Source organism: Okeania sp. SIO2B3, from assembly GCF_010672525.1.
Lineage (GTDB): Bacteria > Cyanobacteriota > Cyanobacteriia > Cyanobacteriales > Microcoleaceae > Okeania.
On the sequence record NZ_JAAHGH010000052.1, the window covers coordinates 1 to 21930 of the forward strand.

Annotated in this window: 21 protein-coding genes; 8 read left to right on the top strand and 13 right to left on the bottom strand. The window is 40.0% G+C overall.

Annotated elements, in window-relative coordinates:
• Positions 1-532: hypothetical protein (locus F6K15_RS24695; RefSeq protein ID WP_293065670.1), on the top strand; the 532-nt coding region annotated here is incomplete at its 5' end.
• Positions 533-1351: 819 nt separating this feature from the next.
• On the opposite strand, the gene F6K15_RS24700 is transcribed toward F6K15_RS24695, so the two are convergent.
• The 3 genes from F6K15_RS24700 to F6K15_RS24710 form a co-directional block, all read right to left on the bottom strand.
• Entirely contained in the window at positions 1352-4258 is a 2907-nt protein-coding gene (locus tag F6K15_RS24700; protein WP_293065673.1) for a cadherin-like domain-containing protein, read from the bottom strand.
• A gap of 308 nt (positions 4259-4566) precedes the next feature.
• Positions 4567-8454 (bottom strand): Ig-like domain-containing protein, encoded by a 3888-nt coding sequence (locus tag F6K15_RS24705; protein ID WP_293065676.1) that lies wholly within the window; start codon positions 8452-8454, stop codon positions 4567-4569.
• A 151-nt stretch (positions 8455-8605) separates the two neighbouring features.
• Positions 8606-10876 (bottom strand): recombinase family protein, encoded by a 2271-nt coding sequence (locus F6K15_RS24710; protein ID WP_293065679.1) that lies wholly within the window; start codon positions 10874-10876, stop codon positions 8606-8608.
• Between the two features lie 476 nt (positions 10877-11352).
• Here F6K15_RS24710 and F6K15_RS24715 point away from each other — a divergent pair, with 476 nt between their 5' ends.
• The 7 genes from F6K15_RS24715 to F6K15_RS24745 all read left to right on the top strand — a co-directional run bounded on the left by F6K15_RS24715 (position 11353) and on the right by F6K15_RS24745 (position 16042).
• Positions 11353-12597, top strand: coding sequence for a transposase (locus F6K15_RS24715; protein ID WP_293065681.1), 1245 nt, complete (start codon positions 11353-11355; stop codon positions 12595-12597).
• A gap of 160 nt (positions 12598-12757) precedes the next feature.
• A complete protein-coding gene (locus tag F6K15_RS24720) occupies positions 12758-13093 on the top strand; it encodes a hypothetical protein (protein ID WP_293065684.1) in 336 nt (111 codons plus the stop codon).
• Between the two features lie 71 nt (positions 13094-13164).
• Positions 13165-13839: a hypothetical protein gene (locus F6K15_RS24725; protein WP_293065686.1), complete on the top strand. Its 675-nt coding sequence runs from the start codon at positions 13165-13167 to the stop codon at positions 13837-13839.
• A 10-nt stretch (positions 13840-13849) separates the two neighbouring features.
• Positions 13850-14119: a hypothetical protein gene (locus tag F6K15_RS24730; protein ID WP_293065689.1), complete on the top strand. Its 270-nt coding sequence runs from the start codon at positions 13850-13852 to the stop codon at positions 14117-14119.
• Between the two features lie 64 nt (positions 14120-14183).
• A complete protein-coding gene (locus F6K15_RS24735) occupies positions 14184-14462 on the top strand; it encodes a hypothetical protein (RefSeq protein WP_293065692.1) in 279 nt (92 codons plus the stop codon).
• Positions 14463-15114: 652 nt separating this feature from the next.
• Positions 15115-15453, top strand: a complete 339-nt coding sequence (locus F6K15_RS24740; protein WP_293065695.1) for a hypothetical protein — start codon at positions 15115-15117, stop codon at positions 15451-15453.
• Between the two features lie 76 nt (positions 15454-15529).
• Complete coding sequence (locus F6K15_RS24745) at positions 15530-16042, top strand: L,D-transpeptidase family protein (protein ID WP_293065697.1); 513 nt, start codon at positions 15530-15532, stop codon at positions 16040-16042.
• Between the two features lie 239 nt (positions 16043-16281).
• On the opposite strand, the gene F6K15_RS24750 is transcribed toward F6K15_RS24745, so the two are convergent.
• The 10 genes from F6K15_RS24750 to F6K15_RS24795 form a co-directional block, all read right to left on the bottom strand.
• Positions 16282-16839 carry a hypothetical protein gene (locus F6K15_RS24750; protein ID WP_293065698.1) on the bottom strand — a complete coding sequence of 186 codons (558 nt, stop codon included), beginning with the start codon at positions 16837-16839 and terminating at the stop codon, positions 16282-16284.
• Between the two features lie 78 nt (positions 16840-16917).
• Positions 16918-17355, bottom strand: a complete 438-nt coding sequence (locus F6K15_RS24755; protein WP_293065701.1) for a DUF5131 family protein — start codon at positions 17353-17355, stop codon at positions 16918-16920.
• 6 nt (positions 17356-17361) lie between these two features.
• The gene (locus F6K15_RS24760) at positions 17362-17877 is read right to left on the bottom strand and encodes a hypothetical protein (protein WP_293065704.1); all 516 of its coding nucleotides are present in this window, start codon (positions 17875-17877) and stop codon (positions 17362-17364) included.
• Positions 17878-17889: 12 nt separating this feature from the next.
• The gene (locus F6K15_RS24765) at positions 17890-19353 is read right to left on the bottom strand and encodes a hypothetical protein (protein WP_293065707.1); all 1464 of its coding nucleotides are present in this window, start codon (positions 19351-19353) and stop codon (positions 17890-17892) included.
• Positions 19332-19613: a hypothetical protein gene (locus tag F6K15_RS24770; protein WP_293065709.1), complete on the bottom strand. Its 282-nt coding sequence runs from the start codon at positions 19611-19613 to the stop codon at positions 19332-19334. The genes F6K15_RS24765 and F6K15_RS24770 overlap by 22 nt, the downstream gene beginning before the upstream one ends.
• 67 nt (positions 19614-19680) lie before the next feature.
• Positions 19681-20256 carry a hypothetical protein gene (locus F6K15_RS24775; protein WP_293065712.1) on the bottom strand — a complete coding sequence of 192 codons (576 nt, stop codon included), beginning with the start codon at positions 20254-20256 and terminating at the stop codon, positions 19681-19683.
• A gap of 14 nt (positions 20257-20270) precedes the next feature.
• Complete coding sequence (locus F6K15_RS24780; protein ID WP_293065715.1) at positions 20271-20423, bottom strand: hypothetical protein; 153 nt, start codon at positions 20421-20423, stop codon at positions 20271-20273.
• Entirely contained in the window at positions 20404-20571 is a 168-nt protein-coding gene (locus F6K15_RS24785; protein ID WP_293065718.1) for a hypothetical protein, read from the bottom strand. Before F6K15_RS24785 ends, F6K15_RS24780 begins: the two co-directional genes overlap by 20 nt.
• Before the next feature lie 2 nt (positions 20572-20573).
• Positions 20574-20810: a hypothetical protein gene (locus tag F6K15_RS24790; protein WP_293065720.1), complete on the bottom strand. Its 237-nt coding sequence runs from the start codon at positions 20808-20810 to the stop codon at positions 20574-20576.
• Positions 20811-21824 (bottom strand): ParM/StbA family protein, encoded by a 1014-nt coding sequence (locus F6K15_RS24795; RefSeq protein WP_293065723.1) that lies wholly within the window; start codon positions 21822-21824, stop codon positions 20811-20813.
• Positions 21825-21930: the final 106 nt, after the last annotated feature.

Below are 21930 nucleotides of genomic sequence, written 5' to 3' on the forward strand. Positions count from 1 at the left end.
TTCTATTTCTACTATTTCTCTATTTGCTTGGTCTACACTTTTTCCCTTATCTATTCTATTTGGTGCTGGCGTTGGTGCTGGTGTTGGTGCTGGTGTTGGTGCTGGTGTTGGTGCTGGTGTTGGTGCTGGTGTTGGTGCTGGTGTTGGTGCTGGTGTTGGTGCTGGTGTTGGTGCTGGTGTTGGTGCTGGCGTTGGTGCTGGCGTTGGTGCTGGCGTTGGTGCTGGTGTTGGCGCTGGTGTTGGTGCTGGCGTTGGTGCTGGCGTTGGTGCTGGTGTTGGTGCTGGTGTTGGTGCTGGCGTTGGTGCTGGTGTTGGTGCTGGTGTTGGTGCTGGTGTTGGTGCTGGTGTTGGTGCTGGCGTTGGTGCTGGTGTTGGCGCTGGCGTTGGTGCTGGTGTTGGCGCTGGCGTTGGTGCTGGTGTTGGCGCTGGTGTTGGGGATGCTGTCGGTATTGGTTGTAATGGTACAAACTCACCAAAATCATCAATGAAACCTCTGATAGGAAAGCCATTGATTATCCTTGTAATTATTTGAGCACCGAAATTTGACGAACCCATTTTTATACCTCTTAAATAATAGATAATTTACATTAGCTAATATGAGACAAGCTCGATATTTTTTTGTCGTTTTAGTTCTTGATTATGTATTATTATTGTTGACTTTAATAAGCCATAATATTGCGATTTTCACAGGCAATTAATATTTTGAAAACATAACTATTTTAATTGACAGAAAATATATTAATTAGAGACTTTTCAAATTATAAAAAATCAACTATAATTAATTAGTTTTAACCATACATTTAAGAATTTTTTTGAAACTTTTTCATATTAACAATTTTTTTGTATTTTTGACAATCAGTGTTATATCATGTCCGGTAGAAAAGTTATAAATAAATGATGGAGTCCTCAGGAGTCAGTCCTCAGGAGTCAGTCCTCAGGAGTCAGGAGGAGAAAGAATTACAAAGATGAGCGTAGTTATGACGATTGAAGAATTTTTTTATGTCCAATTAAACGGATTTGATATTATTCAGTATTAAAGATAAATAATACCAATTTGAAAAAAGAATGTTACAAATAGTTTCAAACTTTAGATGTCGAATAATTTGCTGAAATTACTGAAGCATCAAAGTTTTGAGCTATAAAATCATAATGCATGACTGTCAGATGTGCGTCTTACATTCTGAGGAGACCTCGCCAATTAGCACTCGATGCATGACTTTTGACTTTTGAGTTCCGTGAAACGGTATTACTCCTATTTCTCGGGAACCTTAGCCAACGGATGTTTTTTCCACTCCAGGTATCCCCTACTCCCCTACGGGCGAATGCCATTCGCCCCTACGACCCTACTCCCTTAAATGAATTTAAAGTCTGAAGCATCAATAACAGTACTAATAGCATCAGAAACAAGAGGTATATTATTAAGGACTGCTAAATCAAAAGCAGGATTACCATCATCCTCAAGATTCGGGTCATATCCCAAGATAACTTCACTATTCAAACTATTATTTACATAGATAAAGAAAGCAGGACTTGTTCCCGAACCATTTTGATTATTCAGAATAGAATTAACTTGCTGCACATTTTCAAATCTATTCTCAAAAATAATTAGTTCTTGACCACTTATATCCTGACCTTGGGAACCCAAATTATCAAGAGAAATTATCACACTAGAAAATTCTGTAGCAGTACCAGGAGGATTAGTTAAATTACCAAAATTACTGGATCTAAACAAGAATACATCTACATTACTACCATTAAAATCAGTAATTACATCTACTCCTTCATTGGGAACTTCAAAAAAGAAAGCATCATCTCCCTCATCACCAGTTAACCTGTCCGCACCCAAACCACCACTCAATGTATCATCACCTATGTTACCATTAATACTGTCGTTACCTTCGTCACCACTGATAAAATCATTTCCTTCATTACCATCAAGAGTATCAACCCCTGCACCACCACTCAAAGAGTCATCACCGACCCCACCAACAGCACTATCGTTGCCCAACCCACCGAATAAACTATCGCTACCAGTTTGGCCAAGCAGGAGGTCATCATCAGCACCACCGTCTAGAGTATCATTACCAGAATTACCTCCTAGAGTATCATTTCCAGTATTACCAAATAGAGAGTCATTATCATCTTCACCAGATAGAGAGTCATTACCCGTACCTCCGTCTAGAGTATCGTTACCCTGTCCACCTGCGAGAGTATCTTGTTGTTCTGCTCCTAATAATAGATCGCTGCCATCTTCTCCTAACAAAGAGTCACTATCAGCACCACCATCTAGAGTATCGTTGCCTACTCCTCCTAATAATGTATCAGCTTGTTCTGCACCAAACAAAGAGTCATTTCCAGCTTCACCTAATATAGAATCTTCATCTGCTCCTCCATCCAAAACATCATCTCCAGCACGACCACTAATAGTATCCTCTCCAGCATTTCCGAGAATATAGTCACTTGCGGGAGTACCGTTAATAGTATTATCACCACCTGCACCTTCAGATACATTATCAACAACAGTAATACTAAAGGATGTAGTTGGAATTGTTCCATTATCCCCATCAGAAACAGAAAAGCTAAACGGAAACCTACCTGCTGTGTTACCAGGAGTATATAGAATTAAGTTGTTATTAATATCAGCTTGAGAAAAAGTATCGTCATCATTGATAGTATCATCAACTAATGTCAGATTACCTTGTATGGGTGTCGTAATAATATTGTAGGTAATTTCTTCTGCTGTGTTGTCGGGATCTGTAACTAAAAGATTAGTATTAAATATCGTTTGTCTTGCTCCACCCCTCTCAGCAATGATACCTCTGTTGTTAACTAACTGGGGTGAGTCATTGACTTTAATATTAACTTGGGCACTATCCGAACCACCATTACCATCACTAATACTGTAACTAAAACTGTCCTCTCCAAGGAACCCAGTATTGGGAGTATATATGTAGGTTGTACTATTTTCTTGTACTAATGAGCCATTTTGTGGTGTACCGATGGCAGAAATACTGAGAGAGTCTCCATCTGGGTCAGAGTCGTTTTCGAGTAGTTCTTGAACAGTAATAGTTAATGGTTCATTTTGATTTGTACTTAAGTTATCGTCCTCTGCTTCAGGAGGGTTGTTAGAAGGTTCTGGAGTTTCTGTAGGTGTTGGTTCTGGAGTTTCTGTAGGTGTTGGTTCTGGAGTTTCTGTAGGTGTTGGTTCTGGAGTTTCTGTGGGTGTTGGTTCTGGAGTTTCTGTGGGTGTTGGTTCTGGAGTTTCTGTAGGTGTTGGGGTTGGACTTGGTGAAGTTGTTGGTCCAGGAGGTGTTGGTGTAGGGAGTGATAATGTGACAAAGTCACTAGAGTCTATTGTGCTACTTTCAACTCCTTCTAACACTGCTAAAAAATCGCCATTCGTACCACCGACACTAATGATAGTGTTATCAGGGTTGTCTTCTGATGCAAAAATAGTTAGTTCTTCAAAGGTCAAACCATTGCTCAGACCGATTAAATCTTCGTTACTGAAGTCATTAATAAAATCTGCACTGCTAACTCCTGGACCTCCTGAGTCACGAGTAATATTAAAGGTATCTTGTCCCGTTCCTCCTGTCATTGTATCTGCACCAAGGTCTCCAGATAGGAAGTCTGCGCCAACACCTCCTGCTAGTGAGTCTGCATCTTGTCCACCAAAAAGTACATCATCTCCTGTATTACCTTCTAGAATATCTCTACCTGTTTCACCAAATAATGTATCTCCACCATCATTTCCTAATAAGCGGTCGTCACCCGCTCCACCAACTACTGTATCATTACCGATGTCCCCATCAGCAAAATCATCCCCCCGGTCGCCGAATAATAGATCGTCCTCTCCACCACCAACAATACTATCATTATCTTTACCTCCATAGATAGTATCGTTGCCTTCATTCCCTATGATAGTATCACTGTCGCGATCGCCAAATAAGATGTCACTACCACTACCTCCGAACAGAGAATCTAAATCTTTGCCACCTCGTAAACAATCATCTCCCGGACCTCCGTCTAGAAAATCATTTCCGGCATTTCCGTTCATTTGGTCTTGACCTTCATCTCCCAGGAGAGCGTCATTGTCATCTAGAGCAAAAACTGTATCATCTCCAGACAATGCTAAAATTGTATCTGCTACTGTACTCCCGATGATGGAGTCGCTCAAAGTACTTCCCTCTCCTAAACCTTGAATAAAAATTGGTGGTGGTACTTCGACTTGTTGTTTAACTCTTTCTGTTTGTGCCATTTTAATTTTTCCTGATAATTGCTATTAGATATTTCTAGAAAAAAGGGGGTAGGGACGTTGCATGCAACGTCCGTACGGAGTAGGGGAAATAATTGATAATTTCTGTGTAATAATTGATTTGATTTTTTATTATTGGAGATGTCTATTTTTTTATAGACAACGGAACAGAAGTAAGGATATTCAGTTAGACAATAGGGGAAAAAGGTTGAAATTTACTCCCCCACTCCCCTACTCCTGTAAGGGCGAATGCCATTCGCCCCTACTCCTGTAAGGGCGAATGCCATTCGCCCCTACTCCTTCTTCCTTCTTCAAATAAACTCAAAATCACCAGCATCAATAACGGTGGAAATTTGGTCTTCTTCAGGTTCAACAGACTGGAGAATACCCAACTCAAAAGCAGGAACACTGTCATCAGCAAGACTTGTGTCATAACCAAGGACATATTTTTCACGTTGACCATTTAGGTAAACAAAGAAAGCGGGGCGATCGCTAGAGCCATTTTGTACATTTAAGGCAGCGTTAACTGCTTGTGCATTATCAAACTTACCTTCAAAAATAATCAACTCTGCATCACCGATACTCTGACCTTCCGACCCTATATTCTCATCCTGGAGAATTACACTAGAAAAACCGTTATTAGTTAAACCGCCAAAGTTAGCAGATGTAAACAGGAATGTATCATCATCACCAGGGCGATCGAAATCTCTGACTGTATCAATACCTTGGTCTGCAACTTCATAGAAGAAGAAATCATTCCCGGCACCACCTGTCAGTCGGTCTGACCCAGAACCTCCAGCTATAGTATCATTACCAATACTGCCGTCAATTCCATCATTGTCATCACCACCTTGGATACTATCATCTCCTATATCACCCAAAATGATATCCTGACCAGGACCAGCGTCGATAGTATCATTACCATCATCACCAACCAGAGAGTCATCACCTTCTTCTCCAAATATTGAATCGTTTTCTGAACCACCTAAAACGGTATCTGCTCCTGCTCCACCACTAATAGTATCGTTGTCTGAACCACCATCTATTAGATCGCTACCGTCTCCACCTGTTACGGAGTCGTTGTCAGCTCCACTACGAATGGTATCGTTACCCGCATTACCAGCTATGGTATCGTCACCATCTGCTCCTAGAAGAGAGTCGTTCCCTTCTCCTCCAGTCATACTATCGCTGCCATCTCCTCCTAAGAGGTTGTCGTTACCAGCATCTCCAGAAAGACTATCGTTACCAGCATCTCCAGAAAGACTATCATTGCCATCACCACCAAATAAACTATCGGAACCATCTCCACCTCTGAGAGTATCTTGTTGACTAGCACCAAATAGACAGTCATCACCAGAGTTGCCAACCAGAGAGTCGTTTCCTTCACCACCATCTATATAGTCACTACTACTGAGACCATCAATACTATCATCTCCTGCCAACCCCAAAATATTATTACTTAGGGCAGTACCCGTGAAGTTATCCGCTTTATTTGTTAATGTTTTAGTATCATCTACAATACCAATACTAAATGAGTTTGGAGGAACCTGACCCCCTGAAATATCAGAGACTGTGTAGGTAAAAAAGTCATTACCTGCCGTATCATCTGGAGTAAATTGTAGTAAGTTATTGTTAATATCTTCTTGAGTGAAGGTATCTCCCTCCCGTAAACGAGAACTACCTCCTATTTTTAGGTCGCCTAAGTCGGGAGCATCAGTAATTGTGTATATTAACTCATCAGGAGAATTGTCAGCATCATCTGCTTGCAAATTATTGGAATTTATAAACCGTATACCCGAACCAGCTTCAACTACTATACCAGTATTGTTAACTAACTCTGGCGATCGGTTAACTGTGATTGTCACATCAGCACTATCGGTACCCCCGTTACCATCGCTGATAGTGTAGCTGAAACTTTCTGTACCAACAAAGCCATCATCTGGGGTATATTCAAATAACCCATTGCTTTTCTCCACTAACTCTCCATTGGAGACTGATGTAAAATCAGTGACTGTCAGAGGATCGCCGTCAGGATCGGAATCGTTTTCTAATACATTAAATTCTACTAATTTACCTTGGCTAGTTGCTACTTCGTCATCTTCTGCATTTGGTCTCCGGTTAGGAACAGGTGGAGGTGTGGGTGGAGGTGTTGGACCTGGTGTTTCTGTAGGTGCTGGCGTTTCTGTAGGTGCTGGCGTTTCTGTGGGTGCTGGTGTTTCTGTGGGGTCTGGCGTACCTGTGGGGTCTGGAGTACCTGTGGGGTCTGGAGTGCCTGTAGGGTCTGGCGTACCTGTAGGGTCTGGAGTGCCTGTGGGAGAAGGGGTAGGAAAAGGAAACCCACCAGAACCAATGAAATTACCCGCATTAATAGTATTACTGTCAACTCCCAATAGAATAGCCAAGAATGGACCATCGGAACCATTCTGAATAATGGTGTCACGGCCTTCCCCACTGGGACTTTGGTAAATAACTAAGTCGTTAAACCCAAGACCTCCTCCTAAACGAATTAGGTCGGCATTACCATTGAAGTCAGCAATAACATCTGCCTCAAAAATTTCCAGACCACCGTTTTCGGGACTAATGAAAAATGTATCGTTACCCTGATCCCCAATAAGAGTATCTGTGCCTAAACCCCCTATTAGACAGTCATTACCAATATTTCCTTGAATTTCGTCGTTATCATCTCCACCGTCTATCGTATCATTATCTCCATCACCACTGAGCAGGTCTGCTCCAGAACCTCCAAATATCGAGTCGTTCCCGAAACCGCCAGATACTTCGTCATTGCCTTCATCACCAAAAATAGTATCGCTGCCAGGGTCTCCAAATAGGCGATCGTTACCTAGACCGCCACTAACAAAGTCCTCGCCTGCGCCACCGCTAACAAAGTCGTTGCCCTCGCCACCAAGAACATTATCGTTACCATCTCCACCTAAGACAGCATCATCTCCTCTATCACCAAATACCTCATCATCTCCTGCATCACCAGAAACACTATCATTATCTCTACCACCATAAATAGTATCTCGACCATCCCCTCCACTAACTGTATCATTTCCGCGATCGCCAAATAATATATCATTACCCTCCTCTCCTAAAATTAGGTCGTCATCTTTACCACCACGGGCGTTATCATTACCTTGACTTCCTATAACTGTATCATTACCTCGACTACCATTGAGAGTATCGTTATTTTCACCTCCTCTGATTTCATCATTACCACCTTGACCAATAATAGTATCATCACCCACCTCTCCAAATATGACATCTACTTGGTCGCTACCAATTAAAAATTCATTATTGGGAGTACCTCGGAATACCCCCTCAACTCTGATAGGCGCTCCTTCACTAAGAACACTGATATTAACTGTTGCCAGAGAACTGCTAGTACCATTACTTACAGAATAACTAAAACTATCTGTTCCAATAAAAAATTGTCTGGGGGTATAAGTGAAAGTTCCTGTACCATTTTCTAGTAATGAACCATTGGTAGGTAAGCTAAAATTACTAACAAATATTGAATTGCCTGAAGGGTCAATGTCATTTTCGAGGACATTAAAACTAACGACTTGACTCTGGTTAGTTGTCACTTCGTCATCGACAGCTATTGGTTGTGGTGGTGGTACTGGCGTAGCAGTTGGTGCTGGTGTTGGTGCTGGTGTTGGTGTGGGTAATGCCTGAAACACACCGCCAATAATTAAACCAAGTAGCTCGCCATTATCACCTCTAACTTCGATAACTTCTGTTGGTGGTGGGGTTGGTGCTGGTGTTGGTGCTGGTGTTGGTGCTGGTGTTGGTGCTGGTGTTGGCGCTGGTGTTTCTGTTGGTGTTGGTGCTGGTGTTTCTGTGGGTGTGGGTGTTGGTGTTTCTGTCGGGGTTGGTGTGGGTGTTGGTGTTTCTGTGGGTGTGGGTGTTGGTGTTTCTGTGGGTGTGGGTGTTGGTGTTTCTGTTGGGGTTGGTGTGGGTGTTTCTGTTGGGGTTGGTGTGGGTGTTTCTGTTGGAGTTGGTGTGGGTGTTTCTGTCGGGGTTGGTGTTGGTGTGGGTGTTGGTGTTTCTGTCGGGGTTGGTGTTGGTGTTTCTGTTGGCTCTGGTATTGGCTGTAATGGTTGAAAGTTACCAAAATCATCAATAAAACCTCGTATAGGAAAGCCATTTATTATCATTGTAGTTATTTGAGCACCGAAATTTGACGATCCCATTATTTTTCTCCTTATAAATAGAAATTATCTTTAAATTAGTTTGCGGTCTTTATTGACAAATTATTTTTTTTATAGTATAAAATTCATTTATTTTTCATTAGTCCTCAAATTGGCCAAAAATTATCATAGCCATTCATTGTAAATTGTCCACCTAAACAGTATTAGATATAGAACTATAGACCAAGGGTAAAAGTGGCCCTGTTTGTTCCTGTCCATTAACAGCTAAATCGCTATGACAAAGATAAATCCGATATTCATTTGACTCATTAACTGAACTATTGTTGCCATAACCTACAGGAGAACCTACACGACTTAACAAATCTAACAAAATTTTTCGTAGTCTTTCCCGGTCGGATTTTTGCGTATCTTCAATAGTCCAACAATTCCCTAACTGACTCTGCAAAAATAATGGCGCTCCATAGAGAGTAGCAGAACCTCCACTTAACCATAGAGGAGAACCTATATCTAACCAAAACTGCCATCTATGACATCTACGACTAGCTCGGTATTGAAAAACTGTGGCCAAAGTAATTGCTGGGGGAGAGTAACCCATGGGTCTCACGGGAAAAGGATTTGCACTAACTACTCCTTTGCGTAAAAACTGGATAAATTTTTCTACTGTACTAGAGGATAAGTCTTCTTCCACCGAGTCATTAGCAGTAGAAGTTGTTACCGAAAATTGAGAACTTTTTTGCAGTCTGCGCTCTACTTCCCAATAGTGGGTAGCAGTTTCCATCAACTCTCGTAGTGCTGCTAACTCAGCAAAAGAAAGATAGCTAGACATAAAAAAATTCTGAATTGCTCTGTCTAACAAAAATATTGGGTTAGGAAGTTGACGTTGTTCTTGTTGCGATCGCTGTTCTTCTATCCATTCCAAAATTTGATGATAAACACGAGTTGCTTGATACCCGACTCTATCCCATCGAGAAAAAGCTTGTATTGGCAGCAGGTGTGGATGTGTAATATCTGGATAAAAGCAATGATCTGCTAACAAACCTGCGCGCACTGGATCTATATGATTAGTTTTCTGTAAACTTTCTTGACCATCCGTTTGTTTTTCAGCTTTGCCAATAGACCTTTGACTTAATACAACCAGCATTTCTGCCACTGCATCGCGGTTTACTAAACGTCCCAACCCTGGATAAACCAAAGTTAAAAGACTCAATAATGCTCGGACTGTGGGATAGCTAATGAGAGGGCGTTGGTCTTTGAGTGACTCTACCGCAATTCCATGATGATTGAGAATTGAAGTCAAACTATAACGAGCAATGGCATCTAAACCAGGAGCTATTATTGCCACTTCTTGAGGCTCTACTATACCCAATTTTATATCTTTAGCGATCGCCTCTGCTGTCTCTCGTAACAAAGCTGCCCGCGATCTAGTCTGAATTAATTGTAAAAAAGCCGGAAGTTGAAAAATAGAAGAATTAAGGCTATAAGTATCCAGAACTAACTCAACAATAGGTTCTCCTATTTCTTTAGCTAAATTTTCCTCTGTGTCTAATACTTCAATTTCACACCGTTTCTGCAGTTGTGCTAAATATTCGGGGTCAGCTCCCAGACCTAATCTAATACCACCATCAGGATTATAAGTAAAAACGCCTAAAGTTCCATTATCTAACAGAAAATTGCATAAATGACTAGCGATCGCTGGATATTCATCCACATCATCTGCCAACAAAAATGGATAACGGTCAATTAGATATTGCTGATAATTAGGGTTTGGTAGTAGATACCGCCAGTACAACTCTGTGATCATACCATAAGTTAGCAAGCATCTTTGTAAACACCAAGATCGCCACTGTTGCAGTAATTCTACTATATTCTCATAGAATTCCCCTGAATCTACCTGCTCAAATCCCTGTTGTAAAATCATTGCGGTCTCTTCTATAGGCGTGCAACTGAAAGCAGCCAATTGAAATAAGTCGAGAATGCGGCGTATCATCCGCTCTCTAGTTACCCCTGGCTGTTGCAATAATCCTTTCTCTATGTGAGGACGCCAAACTCTGCCAGCAAGTTCCTGTTCTGTTTCGGGCCGTAGTCGTAATGGAAACTGTGCCTTTAAGTCCAAGGATTCGATTAGCAATGGCCAGAATAAGTTGACTTCATCTTCAAAAAAACCTAATGGAGTAGTTGAATGATAAGGGTATTGTTCTGATGTCGCCTCTGAAATTCTGTCCATCAAGTCAAGTCGATTATTTGCATTAGCCGCCAATATTAGTATCTTGGGCGAAGTATGCAGAAAGTCTCCTATTTGTGGGCGATCATCTAAAATATTTTCGGCATTTTCTAGCCTCACTGGCCTAACAATTTCATTTAGGGGAGACTTCAGATTTTGGCCTCTTATACAAAATTGTTCTATTAAGCAACTTGTCTTACCGCTAAGAGTTGGCCCTGTAATCCAAAGAGAGCGATCAGGCATTGTTGGCTGTCCTTTGTTTTGTTGGCAAACTAGACTATATTATCGAAATTATCGAAAAATTGAGTTTAATGCCTTAGCATAGCAGAGGGTTCAAAATTGGCCTCTGACCGAAAGGAATAGCAGACTTTCTCTGGGCCTTATACGAAAGTACAGCCTTCAATGGGGATAGAGATTAATTAATAGAACTATAAAATAGTCTCAAATATATACAGGGAGATAGTTTTACGTCAAAAAGGTATAATTCCTTCACCAGCACGGGTTCCAGATTTACAAAACTGATACAGAGGGTAACATAACTTTACAATATGATATTTACTTCCTGCTTTCTCTGAGACCATCGGCGGTTACTTATCCACAGGCATTCATGGTCGAGCCGACCGCATCTCTTGAGTGCGTAATTCTAAAATTTCCTCAGAATATAGGTAAAGTTATATGGCCATATAGCCCTAAACCTGTAAAATGTTTCAGTAGTACCAGTGGACCGGATTTATCAAAATATCCCTGAATTTAGGGTACAAACACGGGATGGCAGAAAAAAGGACAATAATGGTAATCCAATAACAAAGAAAGGGGATAAGCATCCGAATATAGTTAATGGCTATGTTTTGTGGGAGACTGTTCAACTAGCAAACTTAGGACAAACCAAACAGCTATTCCCTGAATACAAGTCCATGCACTCTCAGGTTTTACAAGATGTTATCCAAAGAGTACAAACTACTATGGATAATTTTATCAAGCCGGATAAAAACGGTAAAACCAGCGGTAGACCTAAATTTAAAGGTAAACATTACTATAATTCTTTTAGTTATCCCCAGTTATCAAACACTAATATTGTCAAAAATGCTAACGGTCGGTATTGTATCAATTTACCGAAAATAGGCTTAGTCCCTTTTGTCTTCAATCGCCCAATACCAGAAGGATTCAAAGTTAAGGCAGGTACTGTGATACGCGCGGCAGATGGTCTGTATATCAGCTTAACGATAGAAGATCAGACTGTACCTTTGAGGCGTGCAGAAATTCAACCCACTGAAGATAACTCAATAGGTATTGATTTAGGATTGCTGCACTATATTGTTACATCTGATGGTGAGTTTATAGAAGTTCCTAGGTTTTTCAGAAAATCTGAACATCGCTTGTCTAAACTACAGGTAAGATTAGCTAAAAAACAAAAACATTCAAAAACTTGGAAAGTTCTCAAACGTAAAATAGCTAAACTGCATCAACTAATAGCTAGGCAACGACTGGACTGGCAGTTCAAACTGGCTTATCATTTATTTAGTGACTATCAAGTGATATTTTTAGAAGACCTACAGATAGCAAATTTAGTGAGGCGTTGCAGAGCTAAATTAGGTGACAATGGTCAATTCTTACCCAATGGTCAGTCAGCGAAGTCAGGATTAAATAAGTCTTTGCAAGATGCAGCATTTGGCCAGTTTGTTCAAGTCTTAGAGTATGTAGTCTGGAAATTAGGCAAGAGAATTATCAAAGTAGACCCAAAAGGTACGTCTCAAAATTGTTGGGAATGTTTGAATAAAGTCTCTAAAAGCTTATCAGAGCGTTGGCATTCTTGCTCTAGATGTGGTCAAGAATTAGATAGAGACTATAACTCAGCCCTTCTGATACAAAAAATCGGATTATTGTCAACACAGGGGGAGGACATCACCTCTGTTAAAACAGCGGTCAGGGTTTCCCAGGCTGAAGAATCCCGCGTTGTCCCGTAAGGGCAACGTCGGGAGTATGTCAACAAAAGTTTATTTAGGCTTGGTGAACGTTTAAACCTTGAATGATGACTAAACTATACTAAAATACGCTTGTGTTGCTTGTCGGTATTGATTTCTTGCGCTACTATTTTAGTGTTGTGATACTAAAGGAGAAGAACATATGCCATCACCACATAAGGTAGAGATTGCTGATTTTAGGGCAGCAATTTCTTCCGCGGGACTTGGAGTGACGATAGGAGCTGTGTACGAAGATACAGACGATGCTTTGCTATTGATGTTTAAGCTAAACCAAGCTTTTGCTGTTGCGCAGCAGCTGCAAAATGACGCGGTTGAAGCTGGAGAAAGAGTAGCTGCGATGCAAATCAGTCGTGGAGCTGTTCAAACAACAACTTTTCCTCCGGGTACTGGCGAAACTAAACAGTCTAGGTGCTTTTCGTGCTTGCTTCAAGGAAGCGCAGTAGAAGACGTCATCTCTACAATTCCTAACCTGATATAGAATTTTGGCTTGATTGAGTCAGCAAATTTGACACTAGGTTTAATACAAGTTTTGCAAGAAGGAGAAAAAAAATGGCAGCGACCAACCCTTATGGCGACAAAGACCTTAGATATGTTGTCTTTTCTCATCCAAGTTCAGCTTCCTTGAAGCTCGCGTATATGTTCGCGACTAACACAAACTTTTCTGAGGTCAGTATATTAGGACAACAGCAGATTACAGGATCTTTGCCAGAATTAACTTCAACCCCTTTTATAACCAAAACCAGATCTCCTCGTCCAAGAGTGATGAGGCACAAAGTAAAGAAAATCAGTGGGTTTTGTTCGAGTGAAAATTATGAAGCTGCTTATGCTGCTGGCTGGAGAACTATAGAGCGCCTTTTGTTTACAGGCCAGCAGGCGCAGCCTAGTTTAAGCAGCGCCACAAATACCGCAAAAGGATCTATTATCGCTACGGTAAAATGCCCGAGCGTAGGAGGAGATATTCAGTGGGGCTGGAGACCTCTTTTGAGGCAGTTAGCTAGAATAAAAAATGACTTAGTAGCGCTGGGTGTAACTTTCCCTGAAACAGCGAACGATTGGAGAGAGGTCGTTCTTGAAGCAAACAGACCCCGCCCCCCGCAGGCAGTCAAACCTTTAACAGGGGAAGCTGCAACAGGAAAAGTGGACAACGTTTCCTGTTACTACGAGTTCGGGAAAGCGCTTCCGGCAGGATGGAGGAGTACAAGTCCACTTTTGGAATTTGAGTAGAGACTAAGGAATGCAATTAATACTTCCGGGTCATCCTCAATATCAAAGTACTTTGGACAATGCTCCATTGTATTGGTGGCAGCAAAAACAAAAGTATGTTTGCGACCCCATCCACTTAATAGAGACTCCTGATGGACTGAGGCGTGAAGCTAGTTCAAAAGAATTACTGGATTACGTTTTTGGAGGGGAGCTAGAAGAGCACATTCTCATAGAAGAAAAGCGTCTAGAAGATGAAAGACTTTTCGCTGAAATACTAGAGGCAATGAGGCAAAGTGCCTAGTTTTCAACCCATAGGCATGATCAAACCCGACTTTACCTGGAAAAGAACGACGGTTCAGATCGGCATGACTGATCTGATCAGGCTGACATGGCTAGCTCCTTCTAGCACGGTAAGAAGTCAATTATTGATTAGAAAGGCTTGGACAGACTTTGTTGGCGAGGCTAAATTTGTTTATCCAGACCTTTCCTCGCCTTTGGTGATTGTTTTGCCAGTTTCTTTTGAAGAAAAAATACCTCCGGTTATTGAGATAAAGAAGTATATTCCTAGCTGGAGATTCAAAAGATTTGGGATGATTACCGAGGACGATTATTCAGTAATTGTCGAAGCATATACAGATTTATGACAGAAGGTTGACATCCTCTCCGGCCTAAAGGCACGAAGATTCCTACTGAGCCGTAGCTCTTCGGCGGGTTGACGCTTCTTAGGCTGCTGCTACTTTGACAGTAGTCTTATGCTTGCCTCCACGTCCGTTTAGAGTTTCCGAGTGCCCCCGGCAACTGTTAGTACTGTAGCATATATTCAATTTACTTGCAAATAAAAAGTCGCCCGCTTATGGGCGAGGCTTTAAACCCAATTTTTCGGTAAAGCCTTAAAGGTAGGACGGTTTAAGATTAGAGTATAATTGCAGAAGCAAGAATATTTCTAGGGTTTAAATAAATTGATATGATGAATTTTTGGTGTCTTATTCTAATTTCAGTTCTCTTGCTATTTCTCGCTGTTGTATTTATTTCAGAAAGAGTAAGAAAAAGTTTAAAGCCTGTCGGTTTTTTATTTCTATCTATCGCTGCAGACTATTTATAACAAGTGGAAAATTCCTATCAACATATCTTAATTTTATCTGTAGCAACAAAAATTTTAATAATTGGATGGGCTTTTTTTGTCTTGTATTTTGAAGTCAGAACAAAAAATTTAATCTCAAGCAAATAAATGTTATTGGAAGCAAACTTTGTTTTTTTTTAGTTCAGCAGGTAAAATTTAACAACGAATTTTATCAGTTGATATCAATAATAGTAGGAGCAATTGTTACTATTGCAACAATTGCTCTACCCATTGTATTATCCCAAAGAAAAGAAAGCTTTAAAAATTTAAAGTCCAAAGTATCTCGCCTAGAAGAAGATAGTAATAAATTGAAAGTTTTAGAAAGCAAGTTGGGGAAAATAGACACTATTTGCGAGACTGCGATAGGAGCTAGCGGCTTTACAGAAAACTCCGCTAATTATTACATAAAAGTGGTAAATGATATTCAAGAAACCATTCGTCAAATAGATTCAGGTAAATCAACGCAATTAAAAGTAAAGAGAAAGCATTTAGGAAATTCTGGGCACAATAAATGAAAAAAGAATAAAAGCCTATGACTATCATGGATGCAGCAAAAAAAGGAAAAACAATTAAGGACTATAAAGAGAAACAATGTCTAAGAATTTTTTATTTTTATTTAATACCGAGAAAAAAGATTATACTGGCTGCAATATTCTGAATCTGCAATATATCAGAGAAGACTTCAGTGACATTGAAGTGATTGACAGTATTCCTTGCTGCTCCGGCTCTCCTGGAAGGCAGAATTTTAGAGTTGGGCTGGATTCTTGGGCTGGTTCATTAGAACCCTTGCCAGAAGGGAAATGGTATGTCCACGATATTGAATGGGCAGCAGGAATTGACAATTACGAAGGTGATGTATGGTCTACTGGAATTGGTCCAGTGACAGTGCCCTTGGACTATATCGAACCTAATAGTACTGAAAGAAGCGCAATTGAGATTCATATTGACTGGAACCAAGGTTACTCTCCGGGAACCGCTGGCTGTATAGGTCTTTATTCGGTAGAGCACATGGAACGACTTGTTGAATGGTTGAGAGATACAGACCCTCGTTATCTGTACGTTGACTGGGGATTGGGAACTTGTCCGGCTTTTGTGGAAAACTAAAGCAATGAGAGCGTTTAATGCAAGACAACTACTTGAAGAGTTGATTCGGAAGCTTAAATATCTATCGAATTGCGATCGCAGGAAAGATCAAAAATGTGAAATTTGCCCTAGATGCAAATCTTTAAATATTACCACAGGTCATGTTAATTGTTATTGCCAGGACTGTAATCATATTTGGCCAAGGCTTTGACATCCTCCCCGGCCTAAAGGCGCGGGGATTCCTACTAAGCTGTAGCTCCTTAGCGGGGTAAGTCGCTTTCATCTGGCTTGAATCCAAAGAACTCTAAAGGAAAAGACTGGGCAATTGGCATAATGCAAATAGTCCCATCTTCGTCAAGTTCTAGGTTGCTGTAAAAATCGACATCAAAACTATCAGGGAAAAGCTGTGGAAAATCTTTCCTTGCTCTATCTTCAGCCTCTTTGCTCGAAAAGCATTCGCTATAATTAGGGTTGGCAATAGCTTCATACCATCCAGCCTCTTGATAGGCTTTAGTCTGTTCTTCTGGACTACAAGGAAAGTAAACCTCCAAGCAGGAGCAATCTTCACTGCTTTCCTTCTCGTAAAAAGAATAAGGAATACGCCAAGCTTCTGCCCATCCGCATTTTTCCAAATCTTCAAGAGTGTTTTCAGGGTATCCACAGATAAAAACCACTAACTTGTCTGGAAATACTTCATAAGGTAAGGGCAATGCTTCGCTTAACTGACAGCATCTATAGTGATTAACGCAATAACTAATGCCATCAATAACGTTGTCAGGAAAAAAATTGCAATCAAATCCTATCGGACATTTTTTCATTAATCAAATCCTATTTTACTACTTTTTTAGTGGACTTTGTCTCATGATCTCTTTTTCATTTGCAGTAGAAAAAAAATATTATTCAGGAGTTATTATATGTTTCCTTTTCGAGACTTTTAAAACATGGTTTTTCATTCCACTCTTTTTAGAATACCATTCTAATTGAGGAGCTAATACTGCTAGCCTCTCGGCCCTTTTGGTCAAAATTTGACAAACATGATGAGGAGTCTGAGCAATTATATCAAATACTTGCTGGATATATTCTAGAGGTATTTTTTCGTGGAATAAATCGCTCATTGATTTAACAAAAATCTCACAAGGATCTTTGAGTTTAAGCGGCTGTTTAAGGCGTTCCGGGTGTAGTTTTACCTCTGAGAACCCATTGGGATAGAATCTTTTCAGCCTGGTATTAGCGAGCCTCTCAGCATAGCAATGTGCGCAGCCAGGGCTAACCTTGTCACATCCTGTTACTGGATTCCATGTAACGGTTGTCCATTCAATTTCAGAGTTGTTCATAATTTTTTATTTTTTGAATTGATTCAATAACAAAAGCCCTAAAAATACACCGCCAACAAATATTATGTTTCCCATCATATTTTTGCTAATTTCTATGTCTAGAATCTTCCAAGCTTGCTGCTTGACTCCTGCTTTTGCTGCCTGGCTTTGTTCAGCTCTCACTACTTTTGATTTTGGTTGATAAGCTTGAGCCAGGACGCAATTTATTCCACCACCATTAAGCAAGCAATTATACTCAATAGTAGTTATATTTTTTAGATGTAATTCAGACTTTTGATTGTGGAATCTGAGAATTACTTCATTATCCTTTTCCCCTATGACAATTGTGTAAGGCGCTGGAGATAGTATACTCTTATTTTGCTCTACTTTTTCCTCAGCTTTCTCCAGAGATTTAGTATTAATTAATGGGTAAATTGCTAGTCCGGCGATCGCCACAACTCCGCAGCTGATACTAAGAGGCTTTAATAGCTTAATATACCTCTTTAAAATAAGTAGATTTGATTTGGTTGAGTTGATAGTCATTTTATTCATTCCTTAGCTAGTTTGAGATTTAACTTCGTCGTACCAATATGAGGCAGCCTTCCAGGATTTAGACTTGCCAGATTTAGAACAGCCAAAAACTAATTTAATCGTCTCCTCTTTAGGGGTATTAATATTAATTAAACTCACCATCACGCCCCTCACCTCAGCATCTAAACTATCCACTTTAGGACTGACTGGAGACCAATTATCAGGAATGAGTGCTAGGGGTGATAGGTCACTGCATCCTTTACTAAGTATGTCTTCTAGCTCTTGTGCTTTAGGGTGAGGGGTGGGTGAGGTCTCACTCTCATCCTCACCCTCATCTTCATCACTAACACTCTCTTTATTTAGGTCGAATCTGCCAGTCTCTGTGTGAATAATGTTATTACCATTACTGTCGTTATTTTGCTCTACATTACTAATATAATTTTTGGCAAAAGGTATAGTTACAATATTCCAATTTTTAGGTTTACTTACGTTCTCTGGTGTTTTTCCTTTCTTGGCAAAAGTAGTATGATTTCCGTGAGTAGGATGGTCTGCTATTGTCGTAGATTGATAGCCCGTAATTAGGCAACAATAAGGTCTGTTTTTATCAGTTAAATAGGTATATTGTTGATCGGATAATTTCTTTTTGTTTTGACTTGCTGTTTCTCTAGCAGCACCATTCAATAGAATGATCATTGATTGCCTTCTAATAGCTCCTGACAATCCTATATCCTCACACAAATGCGACTGCATCATGCCAATAATTAAAATGTCAAATTTACGGCAATTCAGCAATGTTTGGAGGATGAGTTGAGCATTACTCAACCTCTTAGTTTTGTTTTGTTTGTCGTATCTTTCCAAGTAACTCCACATATCATTAATTTCATCAAATATACAGATGATTAAATGATGATTTTCTTCACTATTACGACGACGTTCTCTCTCTTCATCTAGCCACAACAAACACTCGTAAATTTGCTCATAATCATTAATTACTCTGTGATAACCTATACCTTGCCAGTCGTTCTTTTTAGCATGAGAATCTAACACTATAATTTCTGAGGAGTACGCTTGAGAAATTTTGGGTACAATATAACCCGCTGCAACTGAAGTTTTTGCACTTCCTGGTTCACCACCAATAAGTAAGCAGTTCTCATCTACTATTTGCTCCCAGTTGTACTTATCTGTATTTTCAGGAATAGTCTCAGTAGCTTGTACGTCAATAATTTCAGCTTGTGTTTCTTCTGGCAGTAGTGCAGCTAATTCCGCTTGTGCTGCTAGTTCAAACTTGCTAATTTCTGTATTACGTAGGATGACATTAACCTCATCATCAATGAACCTTTCAGATGCTTTGCTCATGGCTGTTTGAGCTAATATTACACCACCTAGACTAGCTGCCATTGCTCCTGTAGGTGACTGCTTGCCGTGAAGTGCTATCAGCAAACAGCCAGCACTCCCTATTAAACATATTAAAGGACTTGATTTATCCATGTCCCCGCTCCTCCAACTAAAGCACCTATTAATAAGCAAAAAAGAATCATAATAAACTCGCCCTCATCTATTCCTAGTGAGTCAGCGAACGCCTGCCTAAATCCTTCACTGAACTGGGACTTAAAGAACCAGCCGATAGCTATTACTAATAGAATATAGACAATTCGTAGAGCTGAAAATTGTATTGCTAGATAGCTAACAAAAACTGTTAAATTAGCAGAAAGTACGGTTAAGGAACCGTACCAAATTAATTTGTTCATATTACTTTTAGTTAGTTATTAAAGTCTAAGGGTACTCGGGTTACGAGTACCCTCTATTTTTAGATAATTAAACTGTTGCTTTCTTGCGTCTAGGACTACGTTTTGAATTACGGAGCTGCTTTTCTAGTTGTTTCTGTAACTTTTCATGCTTAATGTCAAGCTGTTGTCTTCTAACTTGGGCAGTAGCTCTAAGATTTGCGATCGCGAAATCGTAAGTAGTTCTGATGTTGCTGTATTTATCATTCCGTCGTTCTGTGGTTAAGTCATATCCGGCCTGTGTTTTGTCCATTGTGGTATATTGTCGTGCCACAGAATCAAATCTTTTTTGATTATTAGTACCAATTCTGCTAAATACTTTAGAATGAGTGGAAACAATCTTAGTATTTGCATCACTTAGACTAATTATTTTCTCACCAGCTTCTACTACTTTTTCAGCAATTTCTACTCTTTCGTCAGCTTTTGCCGTGATTTTTTCTAGCTGTTCATCAGTGACAACACCACCATTAAAAATAATTTCCAGAAACAAATCATTGTCGTCGCTAAAAATGTCTCTTAAATCTTTATAGCCATAGTTATTTGGGGTAATAGTGCCATGATTACTATTCGGCATCTTGGCTTTTTTATTGCCTTTAAAATTAAACACAATTAATCCTCCTGTTATTCTGATTTTTCTGTTTTTTGAGGCTTAGTTTTGTCCAGTTTAGACAGTAGTTCATCTGTTAGCTTCATCCCCTCTTGATATTTTTGAGTGCATTTATCAAGCAACAAGTCAAGTTGTTTTAGCTGTTCCTCAAACTCTCCTGTTTCCATAATTTTCTCCTTGATTCAGCTTCTGCTCTAGTAATTGAGATTTGATTTTTATTCTGGTTTGATAGAGAGAATAAAGGATTAATTCTTGCTGCTTAATTTGTAATTGAATCTGCTGATAAAGTTGTTGAAAATCTTGTTCCGTTGACATGGTTAATCCTCCAAATCTAAACTACCAAAAGCATTATCTAGGTTTACTGCTGGCAACGCTTGTTCTATATGTGTAGGTGTTGGCACAGCTGAAGAAGATAGCCTATGTTTTTTATACTCATTTATCACATAATCAACGGCATCAGAAATAGAAGGAAATTCCATTTCATCAGCTATCTGCCTTAGAAATGACAGTTGATGGGGACGGATAGAAGCTTTCCTTGACTGCCAATTATTCATTTATTTGCTGCCTCCTAATTTGTTTTTTGCTAATGCTAAGAGACCTTCAGCGTTGAGAGTGTGGGCATTAGGGAGAACTTGGAAACCTTTAGACTGAAGATGTCTATCAACCATTGGTAAGCAAGCACCACCGCCAACAGCAAACATACAATCAGCAGAATCAATTTGATCTTTGAGGTCGGACAAAGTAGTTCTCAAATTTTCATTTGCCCAAACTTGTAGACAATTACGGTAAATTTCAGCAAAGCTAAAAGGTTGATATTTTCCATATTGGAAAGACTTAGATTCAATACCTTCACGGATTATGAATGAGTCACCTTCACGACCGTTTTTGGCTTTCATCATGTCGGAATGTTTGGCGATCGCTGTGTATAAATCTCTTACACCAAAATTCATCACATTCCTGTCGATCTGCTTTCCAAACTGGTACACGGTCGAGATGCTCGTGCCATACCCCAAATCCAAAAGTAATAGCTTATGGTTTTGGCTAACACGACCATCGGCTAGCAAGCTAGCCAGCGTTCCCATTCCCTCATTAACGACTAACATTTTGTTGACAGTTATGTTGTAATTTCTACTGCCCAACTCTACTGTGTGACAACCTTTTAGTGCTTTGACCAGGTCTTCTCTGAAACTCTTGGCATGATGGATTGATATACAGAGATTCACTTCTAAATTATCGGATTCAATACCCATACAGCCAATAGCACCTAAAAACAGTTGCAGCGCGTAATCAACCTTGCCTCTAGCTAACTGAGCAACTTCTAATTTCCCTTGAGGACTAGCACTGTAAGCAGGTGAACCTATCAACCATTGTTGATTCCCTAACTCTCCATAACGAGGGCCGGAAACATATACCACAGAGCATCCTTCGTTGGCAACTATGTTACTTTCGGTTTCAGCTTTGGGGTTATAGATATAGCTAGGTATCTTAGTACTATGACCCATATCGGAAAAGGCTTTGAGGAATCCATTGCCACTGTCAATACCTATATTTAGATAGGCTGTTCTCATTTGTTCTAGCTTAGTATTATTTGCGCTTTTGGTCGTTGCTATCATACAAAATCCTTGTTTTGAAGGTGTTTATTTGTTCTCATTTGTTCATATTAATATCATTGCA

Excerpts from the sequence above, each read along its gene's own strand:
- F6K15_RS24710 (WP_293065679.1), bottom strand. The coding sequence starts at position 10,876 with ATGCCTGATCGCTCTCTTTGGATTACAGGGCCAACTCTTAGCGGTAAG.
- F6K15_RS24705 (WP_293065676.1), bottom strand. The coding sequence starts at position 8,454 with ATGGGATCGTCAAATTTCGGTGCTCAAATAACTACAATGATAATAAAT.
- F6K15_RS24750 (WP_293065698.1), bottom strand. The coding sequence starts at position 16,839 with ATGAAAAAATGTCCGATAGGATTTGATTGCAATTTTTTTCCTGACAAC.
- F6K15_RS24785 (WP_293065718.1), bottom strand. The coding sequence starts at position 20,571 with ATGTCAACGGAACAAGATTTTCAACAACTTTATCAGCAGATTCAATTA.
- F6K15_RS24795 (WP_293065723.1), bottom strand. The coding sequence starts at position 21,824 with ATGAGAACAGCCTATCTAAATATAGGTATTGACAGTGGCAATGGATTC.
- F6K15_RS24760 (WP_293065704.1), bottom strand. The coding sequence starts at position 17,877 with ATGACTATCAACTCAACCAAATCAAATCTACTTATTTTAAAGAGGTAT.
- F6K15_RS24730 (WP_293065689.1), top strand. The coding sequence starts at position 13,850 with ATGCAATTAATACTTCCGGGTCATCCTCAATATCAAAGTACTTTGGAC.
- F6K15_RS24720 (WP_293065684.1), top strand. The coding sequence starts at position 12,758 with ATGCCATCACCACATAAGGTAGAGATTGCTGATTTTAGGGCAGCAATT.
- F6K15_RS24700 (WP_293065673.1), bottom strand. The coding sequence starts at position 4,258 with ATGGCACAAACAGAAAGAGTTAAACAACAAGTCGAAGTACCACCACCA.
- F6K15_RS24770 (WP_293065709.1), bottom strand. The coding sequence starts at position 19,613 with ATGAACAAATTAATTTGGTACGGTTCCTTAACCGTACTTTCTGCTAAT.
- F6K15_RS24745 (WP_293065697.1), top strand. The coding sequence starts at position 15,530 with ATGTCTAAGAATTTTTTATTTTTATTTAATACCGAGAAAAAAGATTAT.
- F6K15_RS24725 (WP_293065686.1), top strand. The coding sequence starts at position 13,165 with ATGGCAGCGACCAACCCTTATGGCGACAAAGACCTTAGATATGTTGTC.
- F6K15_RS24780 (WP_293065715.1), bottom strand. The coding sequence starts at position 20,423 with ATGGAAACAGGAGAGTTTGAGGAACAGCTAAAACAACTTGACTTGTTG.
- F6K15_RS24765 (WP_293065707.1), bottom strand. The coding sequence starts at position 19,353 with ATGGATAAATCAAGTCCTTTAATATGTTTAATAGGGAGTGCTGGCTGT.
- F6K15_RS24790 (WP_293065720.1), bottom strand. The coding sequence starts at position 20,810 with ATGAATAATTGGCAGTCAAGGAAAGCTTCTATCCGTCCCCATCAACTG.
- F6K15_RS24755 (WP_293065701.1), bottom strand. The coding sequence starts at position 17,355 with ATGAACAACTCTGAAATTGAATGGACAACCGTTACATGGAATCCAGTA.
- F6K15_RS24735 (WP_293065692.1), top strand. The coding sequence starts at position 14,184 with ATGACTGATCTGATCAGGCTGACATGGCTAGCTCCTTCTAGCACGGTA.